This is a genomic window from Christensenella sp., from assembly GCF_034927525.1.
Lineage (GTDB): Bacteria > Bacillota > Clostridia > Christensenellales > Christensenellaceae > Christensenella.
The window spans coordinates 1-11383 of the sequence record NZ_JAYFPU010000191.1 but is presented as its reverse complement, the minus strand read 5'-3'; the positions used below and the strand labels follow the sequence as shown (position 1 = coordinate 11383).

General features: G+C 52.7%; 9 protein-coding genes. All 9 read left to right on the top strand.

Translation table 11 applies throughout. From position 1 onward, the window contains the following. Positions 1–450, top strand: a 450-nt coding sequence (locus VB081_RS07845; protein WP_323400268.1) for an ABC transporter permease, incomplete at its 5' end; no start/stop codon positions are given. 95 nt (positions 451–545) lie between these two features. Then, complete coding sequence (locus VB081_RS07840) at positions 546–1583, top strand: substrate-binding domain-containing protein (protein ID WP_323400267.1); 1038 nt, start codon at positions 546–548, stop codon at positions 1581–1583. A gap of 323 nt (positions 1584–1906) precedes the next feature. Next, complete coding sequence (locus VB081_RS07835) at positions 1907–3073, top strand: Gfo/Idh/MocA family protein (RefSeq protein WP_323400266.1); 1167 nt, start codon at positions 1907–1909, stop codon at positions 3071–3073. Positions 3074–3328: 255 nt separating this feature from the next. Next, on the top strand, positions 3329–5803 hold the full coding sequence (locus tag VB081_RS07830) for a glycyl radical protein (protein ID WP_323400265.1): 2475 nt from the start codon (positions 3329–3331) through the stop codon (positions 5801–5803). Positions 5804–5953: 150 nt separating this feature from the next. Further along, on the top strand, positions 5954–6889 hold the full coding sequence (locus VB081_RS07825; protein ID WP_323400264.1) for a glycyl-radical enzyme activating protein: 936 nt from the start codon (positions 5954–5956) through the stop codon (positions 6887–6889). Positions 6890–6901: 12 nt separating this feature from the next. After that, complete coding sequence (locus VB081_RS07820; protein WP_323400263.1) at positions 6902–8446, top strand: FGGY-family carbohydrate kinase; 1545 nt, start codon at positions 6902–6904, stop codon at positions 8444–8446. 78 nt (positions 8447–8524) lie between these two features. Beyond that, positions 8525–9520 carry a sugar-binding transcriptional regulator gene (locus VB081_RS07815; protein WP_323400262.1) on the top strand — a complete coding sequence of 332 codons (996 nt, stop codon included), beginning with the start codon at positions 8525–8527 and terminating at the stop codon, positions 9518–9520. A 68-nt stretch (positions 9521–9588) separates the two neighbouring features. Further along, positions 9589–10203, top strand: coding sequence for a ribulose-phosphate 3-epimerase (locus tag VB081_RS07810; protein WP_323400261.1), 615 nt, complete (start codon positions 9589–9591; stop codon positions 10201–10203). Between the two features lie 38 nt (positions 10204–10241). After that, a complete protein-coding gene (locus tag VB081_RS07805) occupies positions 10242–11321 on the top strand; it encodes a zinc-dependent alcohol dehydrogenase (RefSeq protein ID WP_323400260.1) in 1080 nt (359 codons plus the stop codon). The last annotated feature ends 62 nt before the right edge of the window (positions 11322–11383 follow it).

The window sequence follows — 11383 nt, the reverse complement described above, 5'->3', positions numbered from 1 at the left end:
TATCTGGTCATTGTCATGATCGTAGTGGCGATCATCGCGATGTTCGTTCTTACAAAAACAAAATTCGGACGCTACGTATACGCGGTGGGCGGCAATGAAGAAGCGGCGCGCGCATCCGGTATCCCGGCTTCCAACATCAAGATGTTCGTATACATGATCTCCGGCCTGATCTGTGGCCTTGCGGGATTCCTGCAATCGGCAAGGATCGTTGTCGGACAGCCGAACATCGGTGAAGGGTATGAGTTGCAGGCGATCTCTGCTGTCGTCATCGGCGGCACGGCGCTCTCGGGCGGTATCGGTAAAATGTGGGGCACGATCGTCGGCGCGTTCATCATCGGCGTTCTCAACAACGGCCTCGACCTGCTGGGCGTGTCCTCTTACTGGCAGAAGGTCGTCAGCGGCGCGATCATCATCGCGGCGGTGCTTCTGGACCGTGCGGACAAAAAATAAGATACGATATTTTAAGGTTTATAAAGTTGCGGGGCGCCCGTCCCGTGGTGTTAATGAATAAGTAATAAAAAACAAAGGGTATTTAGGAGGAAAACATGAAAAAAGTATTGGTAGTAGTACTGGCACTCGTACTTGTTGCAACAGCTTTCGTGGGCTGTGCACCGGCTCCGGCAGCATCGCAGAGCGCAGAAGCTCCGTCCGAATCCGCAAGTGCGGAAGCGACGGATGCGGTTGAATGCGCTTCGGCAGCAGCAGGAAAAGATCCCAGCGAAATGACGTTCGGGTATCTTGTACAGACGGAAACGACAGAATTCATGCTGCACATTGTACAGGGCATTCAGGACAGATGTGACGAGCTTGGCATCAAGCTGATCGTAAATGACGCGGACGGCGATCCCTCAAAGCAGATTTCGCAGTGCGAATCCCTGATCAGCCAGGGCGTTGACGCAGTTATCGTAACACCGGTCGACGCGCAGGCGAGCGTTCCGGTCGTTGAAAAATGTAATGCGGCAGGCATTCCGGTCGTTGGCGTGTGCACAACGCTTGAAGGCGACATTCAGCCCGACGCATTTGTTGGCTCGGACGATACACAGTCCGCTGACCTCGCAGTAACGGCGCTTGCTGACGCGATCGGCGGCAAAGGCAAGATCGGCATGCTCCGCGGCATCGCGGGACAGTCTTCCGAAGTTATCCGCGGCGATGCGGCAAAGAAACTGCTGGAAGAAAAATATCCGGACATCGAGCTGGTTGTAGAAGACATCGGCAACTGGTCGCGTGACGAAGCAATGACGATTATGGAAAACTGGATCCAGAAATACGGTGAAGAGCTGGTCGGCGTATTTGCCCAGAACGACGAAATGGCGATCGGCGCGTGCAACGCAATCGAGAACGCAGGCCTCACAGGCAAGATCCAGGTAACAGGCATTGATCTCGTTGCGGATGCAAAAGAATATCTGGCTGACGGCAGACTGGCGGCAGATGTATTCCAGGATGGCTATGGACAGGGCTTCAAATCCGTAGACGTAGCGCTTGCCCTCGTAAATGGCGAACAGGTAGAAAAAGAAACATGGATCCCGTTCGAGCTCGTAACGAAGGAAAACATGGAAGAATATTTCAGCATCAAACAGCAGTAGGTAAAGCAAGACCATCATTTGAAGAAACTGTTTTATTACTTAGGATTAACATGAAAGAAGACAATCCACTTAAGCGGTACTGACCGCGCAGCGGAAAGCTTTTGATCGTGTATGTACCGGCCCGCCGCCCTTTGCGGCGGCGGAACCGGTTCAAATCGATATGATCTTTACAAAAAATCACATTTGACAGGAATAATAACCGACCTGCGGGAGCAACGAGAAAATGTGCAGCCCTGTATTTTTTGCACCATGCAAACCCGGCGGATAAATAGAAACCGAATGTTTGACAAAAATCCATCATTATATATAAAGGAGAAAACAATATGGAAACAGTAAAAGTTGGCGTAGTGGGATGCGGTAATATTGCCGACATCTATTTTGAAAACATTGCCAAATTTGAAAACATCGAGGTATATGCGTGCGCAGACCTTATGCTCGACCGGGCAAAGGAGCGCGCACAGCAATACAATTGCAAGGCAATGAGCGTTGATGAGATCATGGAAGACCCGGATGTGGAGGTCATCCTAAACCTGACGATCCCTGCCGCCCACCACGAGGTGGATATGAGGGCTTTGCAGGCCGGTAAGCATGTGTACAGCGAAAAACCGCTTGCTATCACGCGCGAGCAAGGGCAGGAGATCCTTGCGACAGCCAAGAAAAACGGTCTGCTCGTGGGCTGCGCGCCTGATACGTTTCTCGGCGGACGCCTGCAGACGATGAGCAAACTCCTCGATGACGGCTGGATCGGCAAGCCGATCGCGGCTACAGCATTTATGACGACATACGGACACGAAACATGGCATCCGAGCCCAGAGTTCTATTATAAGGAAGGGGCGGGCCCGCTTTTTGACATGGGGCCTTATTATCTGACGGCACTGGTCGCGCTTTTGGGGCCTGCAAAACGCATCAGCGGTGTGGCGGCAACGACATATAAGCAGCGGACGATCACCAGCCAGCCGCTTGCGGGCAAGGTCATCGATGTAGAAGTGCCCACGCACGTCAGCGGTACGATCGAATTTGAAAACGGTGCGATCGCGACTATGATCATGAGCTTTGATATGTGGGACAATAACCTGCCGCGCTTTGAAGTATATGGCACGGAAGGCACGATGAGCCAGACAGACCCCGACCCGCTCGCGGGGCCGGACATCTTCCACGGAGAGACAAAGCTGCGCAGGAAGGACGCTTCTGACTGGGTCGACACACCCGTACCGTTGCCGCGCCTTGATGAAGCGACGCCATGGTCAGTTATCCCACCGTGCTTTGATTACATGGAAAACAGCCGCGGCCTTGGGCTTTCGGACATGGCGCGCGCGATCCGCAAAGGCGGGGATTTTCGCGCGAACGGCGATATGGCCTATCATGTGCTGGAGATGATGCACGGATTTTATGATTCAGCCAACTCCGGGACGTATTACGAAATGAAGAGCACGTGTAAGCGCCCGAAAACGATGCCTGTAAACCTTCCCAAATGGTCGATGGGCGACTGAACCCGTGAATATATGACAGAAGGCACGGTAAATAAATTGTCATATGACAATAAAACAATAAAAAAGAGTAATTGACATAATGCGTGTTTGGTGATATGATAGGCGTAAAGACAGGAAAATGCTTTTACCACTTGGTTACACGTGTTAAATAATTTGCAAAACAGACTCTCATTGTGCAATTACATATGAAAGTAAGGCATAGCAGAAGCCTTAGCGACGGTTTATGACAGGAACAATTTACAGGAGGAATGGATCATGAAGTATTATTACGAACAGGATCAGGCAAAGACCAAGCATGATTTTTTGGGACGGCCTGTTGTCCGCAGCAAAAGGATCAACGATTTGCGCGATATGCTGATCGATGCGACGCCGCAGATATGCTCTGACCGGGCAAGGCTGTTGACACAGGCATACAAGGAGCACAAATCCGAGCCGGTGGTATTGAAGCGTGCATTGGCATTCAAGCATATCCTAGAAAATATGAAGATCAGCATACTGCCCGGCGAACTGATCGTAGGAAGTCTGGGTACAAAGCTGAGATGTGCGCCCATTTTTGCGGAGTTCGGCATGGACTGGGTGATTGAGGAGCTTGACGGCAATCCGGTACGGCCGGAGGAACGCCCGGGCGACCGTTATTTGATCAACGAAGAAGACGAAAAGGTATTGCGGGACATCCACAGCTTCTGGCACGGGAACGACCACGAATCGCGCTGCCGGGCAATGCTCCCCAAGGAGACGGATATCGGCAAAAAGATCGGCGTTACCGATTCTTACTGGCTGATGATCGGCGGCGACGGGCATCTGACGGTAGACCTGAAAAGCGTGGCTGAAAAGGGTTTGAAAGACGTAATCACACGTGCGCAAACGCGCCTAGCGGAGCTTGACCTATCCGAGCCGGAAGCGATCGAGCAGAAACCGTTTTTGGAATCGGTCGTGATCACCTGTGAGGCTGTGATCAGTTTTGCACACCGCTATGCACAGCTGGCGGTGGAAATGGCAAAGACGGAAAAAGACGCTCAGCGCAAAAAAGAGCTGATGAAAATCGCGGAGGTATGCCAGAACGTACCGGAAAACCCGGCGAGGGACTTCCACGAAGCGGCGCAGTCGCTGTGGTTTATCAACCTGACGATGCAGATCGAGAACAACGGACATTCCATTTCGTTCGGGCGGTACGACCAGACGATGATCGACATTTACCGCAAAGACATCGAGTCGGGCAATATCGAATACGACGATGCGCTCGAGATCATCGAATGCGTATTCTTAAAAATGTTCCAGCTGCAAAAAATCACCTGCTGGGACAACACAAAAGCGTTCAGCGGCTACCAGCTGTTCCAGAACTTCACGGTAGGCGGGCAGGATAGAAACGGCAAAGACAGCGCCAACGAAGTATCGTTTTTGATACTCAACGCACAGGCTGCGATCGCGCTCAATACGCCGTCCATCTCCCTGCGTTACCACAACAGGATCAATGACCGCTTGCTGTATGCGTCGTTTGACGTAGTGCGCATCGGCGGCGGGCAACCGGCGATGTACAGCGACGAGGTCTACATCCCAGCTCTCGTGAACCGCGGTATCCCGTGGGAGGATGCGGTCAATTATTCCATCGTGGGCTGCGTGGAAGCGATCGTTGAAGGCAAACAGACAGGCCGTCCCAACGGCGCAGGGTTCATCAACCTTGGAAAGGTGATGGAGCTGGCGCTTTACAACGGCAAAGACCCGAATACGGATATCTGCATGTGTGAAGGAGCGGGCAGCCTTGCTGATTTCAACAGCTATGAGGAGCTATACGAAGCGTTTAAAACACAGGCAAGATACTACTTCAAGCAACAGGTCGTGACGGACAATATCATCGACGAATGCACGGAGCTCGGCATTGCCGACCCGTATGTATCCTCGCTGGTGCACGACTGCATCGAACGCGGCAAGGTCATGAAGGCGGGCGGCGCGATCTACGATTATTGCGGGCCGCTTTATGTGGGCGTCGCAAACGTTGGCAACTCGCTGGCGGCAGTGAAGAAGGTCGTGTTTGACGACAAAAAGATCACGACGCAGCAGCTGATGCATGCGCTTGAAACAAATTATGAAGATATGACGACCACGCCGACAGGCGCGGAAATCCGTAAAATGATGCTGGATGCGCCCAAATACGGCAATGACGACGACTATGTGGACGATATCATGGTGGATTATTTCCGCTTTATCTGCGAAGAAACGGCGAAATACCACACGACGAGATATGGCCGCGGGCCGATCGGCGGCACATGGCAGCCGTCTACAAGCTCGGTTTCCTCAAACGTACCGTTTGGCTCGTTTGTGGGCGCAACGCCCGACGGCAGGCAGGCGGGAGACGCGCTTGCAGATACATCTTCGCCCATGCACGGGACAGATACGAACGGCATCACGTCGTCGCTAAAATCGGTAGGCAAGCTGCCGACGATCCTCGTGTCCGGCGGACAGCTGCTGAACGTGAAGGTCATGCCCGCGTCCTTGGAGCCCGGCCCCAACCTCAAAAAGCTGGTGGACGTAGTACGTACCTACTTCAGCGACTACAAGGGGATGCACGTACAGATCAACTGTGTATCGGCCGACACGCTCAAGGCGGCACAGGACAACCCGTCCGAATACAAAGACCTGATGGTGCGCGTCGCGGGCTACAGCGCGCTGTTCACGCCGCTCGATAAGGCGTTGCAGGACGACATCATCGAGCGTACGGAGCACGCGGTTTGATTCAGAACAACGATGGTAATATGAGAGCAGGAATGTACGGTTTGACGCCGATGCCTTTGTGAACTTGAGAGCAGGCTCGGCGTTCAAATCGACAGTCCTGTGGATATACAAGGAGTCGTAACAAAAAGAATTTGGGTCAGAGGTATGCACATGTTTTGGAGTGACAAGATAGAACAGGAAACAAAAGGCAATGTGTTTAATGTAGAACACTATCACATCAATGATGGTGAAGGGATTCGGACAAATGTATTTTTGAAGGGTTGCAACCTTTGGTGCTCATGGTGTTGCAACCCCGAATCCCAAATCTGTACGCCGCAATTGGTGATACATAACAATCTTTGCAACGGGTGCGGTTATTGCTGCGTCTCGTTGTGTCCGCAGGACGCGATCACACAGGAAGAAGACGGCAGCATTGTCATCGATAAGCAGAAATGCACGCTGTGCGGCAAATGTGTGGAGATGTGCCCCAATTCCGCGCGGGAGCTTTACGGCAAAGAGATGAGCGTCGCGGAAGTCATCAAAGAAATAGAAAAAGACAGCGCGTATTATAAAAACTCCGGCGGAGGCATGACCATTTCCGGCGGGGAACCGTGTATGCAGCCCGTGTTTGCAAGCGAGTTGGCGCAGGCCGCGCGCAGAAGGTATATCGACGTTGCGATGGAAACGGCGGGCGCGGTTCCGTTTGAAACGCTGTGGCAGGTGGCACAGTATGTGGATGAAATACTGATGGACGTCAAGTTTACCAATGACGAGCAGTTTCAGACGATCTCCAACGTGCCGCTCAGCGTCATCAAAGAGAATTTACGCAAGCTGCGCGAGAACGGGAAATATGTCAAGATGCGCTGCCCGATCATCCCGACCCTAAACGACAGCGACGAACACATCGGCAAGCTGATCGAGTGGGCAAAGGAGCTGGATATCAAGGATGTAGACCTGCTGCCCTTCCACCAGCTTGGAAAGTACAAGTACGATTCGCTAGACTATGAATATACATTGGGCGCGTTCAAGGATATGGACAAAAAGATCGTAGAACAGATGAAAGACCGCATGGTCGCTGCGGGCATCAATGCCTGTGTGGGCGGCTGATGTGCCGGAGGAATGATGCGTAAGAGGGAATGTGTACTCGGAATCGATATGGGGACAAGCAGCGTCAAGGTCGGATTGTTCGATTTACAAGGCCAGCCCATGGCCTTTGCGGATGCGTCCTATCCCCTGTATACGCCTAAATCCGGCTGGGCAGAGCAAAAAGCGGACGAGTGGTGGAGCGCGATTGGTACCGCAGTCAAAGACGTGGTGGAAAAAAGCGGCATAACGCCGGACGACATTATCGGCATGAGCGTGGACACCACCTGCTGTACCGTACTTGTGGCGGACAAACAGATGAACGTTTTAGCGCCGGCTATCATGTGGATGGATATGCGTGCGTCGGCGCAGGCAAAAAAGATGACGGCAACAGGCCACGACGCGCTCAAGTACAACGGTTATGGCAACGCTTCGGCGGAATCCATGCCGGCAAAGGCACTGTGGCTCAAAGAAAACGAGCCGGAGCTCTACCATCAGGCCGAACACGTTTTTGAGTGTATCGACTGGCTGATGTACCAATTGACAGGCGAGCTTACGGCAAGCATCGATACCATATCTACCCGCTGGTACTATAACCGCGAGGACGGCGGGTGGCCAACATCCTTTTACGAGGAGATCGGCCTCGAGGACGTACTTCATAAATTCCCGCAGACAGTGCTCGATATGGGGGTCAATGTCGGCGGCCTCAAAAAGGAAGCGGCGCAGCAGCTGGGGCTTCGCGAAGGCATCCCTGTCGGCGAAGGCGGTGCGGATGCGTTTGTGGGTATGCTCGGACTCAATGTAGTAGCGCCGGGCAGCATCGCAATGATCACAGGCACGTCACACCTGCACCTTGGCCTGATAGACAAAGAGATGCATGCGGCAGGCATGTGGGGTTCCTATCCGGACGCGGTCATACCCGGCCTGCAGTTGATCGAAGGCGGGCAAACCTCCACGGGTGCGATCGTCAACTGGTTCAAAACAAATTACTGCGGGGACATTGCCCGTGAGGCGCAGGAGCAGGGAAGAAGCGTTTACGACCTGCTAAATGAAGAAGCGGCAAAGCTGCCCATTGGGGCGGAAGGCCTGCTTGCTTTCGATTATTTTCAGGGCAACCGTACGCCGTATGCCGATCCGGACGTGCGCGGTATGTTCTATGGCCTATCTTTAAAGCACACGCCGTACCATCTGTACCGGGCAATTTTGGAATCTATCTGCTATGGGACGGAGCTCATTATGGAAACGTTCCGCAAGGGCGGCACAAAGCCGGACGGCATCTACATCTCTGGCGGCGCGGTAAAAAGCGAGCTGTGGCTTAAGATCCATGCAGACGTATGCAACCTGCCCATCCATGTCCCTAAGGTGACGGAGGGGCCGTGCCTCGGCTCTGCCATACTGGGCGCGGTGGCGGCGGGCGTATACAGCGATATCGCTACGGCGGCAGGCAGCATGGTGACCATCGAACGGACGGTTGAGCCGGATGCGCAGGCGCACGGGGAATACAGGTTTTTCTATGATAAATATGTAGAAGGCTATGAACTGATGAAGGGATGGATGCATAGCTTGACAATGCACATTTGATTGTAATATATTAAAAGGTAGAATTTTTGTGGAATTTGTGCAGAAATTACTATTGAATGTCAAAGGTGCAAAAAAGCTATGGATACAGAGTATATCAATGTTATGGTAAAAGCGCAAAAATCGATCGCGCAGCGCAGGCTTATGGTGCGCATCGCCAAGATGTATTATTACGACAATATGTCCCAGCAGGGAATCGCGGACGTCCTCGAGATTTCGCGTTCCAATGTGTCCCGCCTGCTGCGACTGTCGCGGGAGATGGACATTGTGGACATCAGGATCAACGACGCGTCGCTGAAATCGATCGAGATCAGTGAAAAGCTGAAGGATATGTTTGCGCTGAAGCAAATGATCGTCGTGCCATCCAACCACGACCCGAACATCAACCTTTCGAACATCGGCGTATCGGCGGCGCGCCACATCGAAAAGCAGCTAAAGGACAACATGAAGGTCGGTGTATCGTGGGGGCAGAGCGTTTACCAGACGATCTTTCACTTCGCGCCCATCGTACGCGCGAACGTGGACGTGGTGCAGCTGATGGGCGGCACGGCGTGGGACGATTCTTATATGTACGGTGTACAGCTGATCTTAAGCTTTGCCGACAAGCTCGGCGGCAGCGCCAAGATGCTGCATTCGCCGCTTACCTTAAAGAGCAGGCAGGTGCGCGATATGCTGATGCAGGAAGACGATATCAAACGGCATTTTGAAATGACGAAAAACTTGGATATCGCGGTGATCGGCATTGGCAGCAATTATGGGGACGCCAGTACGATGGTGCACTCCAACTACATCACCAAAAACGAGTCGGAGCAGCTGTGGAGCCAGGGCATCAAATGCCATATATGCGGACGGCATATAGATATGGAAGGAAAGCTGGCGGACATCGAATACAACAACAGGGTCATCGGCATAGAGCTGGAGGACTTAAGGAAGATTGGCAATGTGATTGCCATTGCCGGAGGACGGCATAAGGTGGAACCAATTACAGCCGCGCTGCGCGGCGGATATATAGATACGCTGGTTACGGACGAAGAAACTGCGATCCTCGTAGAACGGGAGGTGACGCAGCAGCGGTAACCGGACAAAAGCGAAAGGAGAGGACATCTTGGTCAATATTGTCTGCATAGAAACTGGATTGTAACATCATGTCCCTTGGTGAAAACGTGGAAGCAGTGAAAGCGGCAGGCGCCGATTTTGTCCATGTGGACGTCATGGACGGCGTGTATGTCAAAAATATTGCGTTCGGTCCCAAGGCAGTCGCAGATATCAAAAGCATTCCGGGTACAAGGGTGGAAGCGCATTTAGAGCTCCACAACCCGGAAAACTATGTCGAAATGTTCCACAATGCGGGAACGGACGCGCTGGTGTTCCAACTGGGTACGACAAACAACCCTATTCGCCTTTTAAAGGAGATACATGCAAGGGGGATGCTGGCAGGGATCGCGCTCAATCCGGCGGATCCGTGGGAAAATTTGAAGCACCTGGTGGATTACGCCGACTACATCATCATGATGGGCGTAGAGCCGGGGTTTGGAAACCAGACGTTTGAAGAGGGGGTCTATCAAAAAATAAGCGAGCTAAAGGAATTTCTTATAGCACAGGGGCGGGCCATCCCCATAGGCGTAGACGGTTCGGTGAACCTGGAACGCGCACACAAGCTGAAAAACCTTGGAACAAACTGGTTCATCGTAGGGTCTGCCATATTCAGCACAGGCAACCGGGAAGACCAGGTCAGTAAATTCAAAACAATTATAGGCTAAGCATTTCAAAAGTAAATTTAAGCAAAGGAAAGGTGGAAATGATGAGTAAAATGAAAGCCAGTGTATTTTATGAACCTTTTAAGATGCAAATGGAGGAAGTAGACATTCCTGAAATTGCCGCGAACGAAGTACTTGTGAAGGTAAAAGCGGTAGGCATCTGCGGTTCGGATCTCGAGTATTATTACGGTGGAAGCCCGCTTACAACGCCGGATGGCAAAGGGCCGCTTATTCTAGGTCACGAGACAGCGGGCATCGTGGAAGACCCGGGTGAGATCGGCGCTTCTATGGGGCTTAAGAAGGGCGACGAGGTCGTCGTGAACCCGGTTGCTCCGTGCTTTGCCTGCAAGCCGTGCCTGCACGGGCACTACAACGAGTGCGACAACGTCAAGGTATACGGCGTGGGTGAGAACGGCGCATTCGCGGAATATGTAAAATCCGCGGCGACCAACGTTTACAAGATTCCGGAAGGTATGTCGCTTGAGATGGGCGCGCTTGCAGAGCCTATGGCGTGCGCAAGCTACGGCATCAAAAAGCTTGACATCCAGCAGGGCGATACGGCAATTGTATTCGGCTGCGGCACGATCGGCCTCATCGATGTGCAGCTCGCGCACATGAACGGCGCAGGCCAGGTGATCGCGGTCGACGTGGTGGACTATAACCTCGAAAAAGCATTGGAGTTGGGTGCGCTGCACGCGTTCAATACGCTTGATCAGGATTCGAAGTATTATACGGCAGATCTGGGAGAGAGCATCCGCGCCATCAACAACGGCCGCCTCGCCGACAAGGCGATTTTGCCCACAGGCGCGATGAGCGCATGGCAGCAGGCGCTGGAGGTAACGGCGCCGTGCTCCACGATCGTATACTTCGGTCTGCCTTCCAAGGCGGATGCCGTGCTCCAGATCCCTGCCCTTGACGCGATCTATAACGACAGGAACATCAAGTTCTCGTGGCTGGCGCCGCTCGTATGGGATAATGTATTCGCCGCGCTCGCAAACGGCCGTGTCAAGCTGGATTCGTTGATCACACACCGTTTTTCGCTTGATGACATTGAAGAAGGCATCAAGTTCATGCGCGAATCCAAGGAAAAGAAGATCAAAGGCATCATGGTGATCGACTAAATCCGAATCAAAAAGACCGCCCTCCTGATCGGAGAGGCGGTCTTTTTATTTGGTTTGGGAAA

Coding starts and splice junctions, on each gene's coding strand:
- VB081_RS07825 (WP_323400264.1), top strand. CDS start 5,954: ATGTTTTGGAGTGACAAGATAGAACAGGAAACAAAAGGCAATGTGTTT.
- VB081_RS07805 (WP_323400260.1), top strand. CDS start 10,242: ATGATGAGTAAAATGAAAGCCAGTGTATTTTATGAACCTTTTAAGATG.
- VB081_RS07820 (WP_323400263.1), top strand. CDS start 6,902: ATGATGCGTAAGAGGGAATGTGTACTCGGAATCGATATGGGGACAAGC.
- VB081_RS07830 (WP_323400265.1), top strand. CDS start 3,329: ATGAAGTATTATTACGAACAGGATCAGGCAAAGACCAAGCATGATTTT.
- VB081_RS07840 (WP_323400267.1), top strand. CDS start 546: ATGAAAAAAGTATTGGTAGTAGTACTGGCACTCGTACTTGTTGCAACA.
- VB081_RS07810 (WP_323400261.1), top strand. CDS start 9,589: ATGTCCCTTGGTGAAAACGTGGAAGCAGTGAAAGCGGCAGGCGCCGAT.
- VB081_RS07815 (WP_323400262.1), top strand. CDS start 8,525: ATGGATACAGAGTATATCAATGTTATGGTAAAAGCGCAAAAATCGATC.
- VB081_RS07835 (WP_323400266.1), top strand. CDS start 1,907: ATGGAAACAGTAAAAGTTGGCGTAGTGGGATGCGGTAATATTGCCGAC.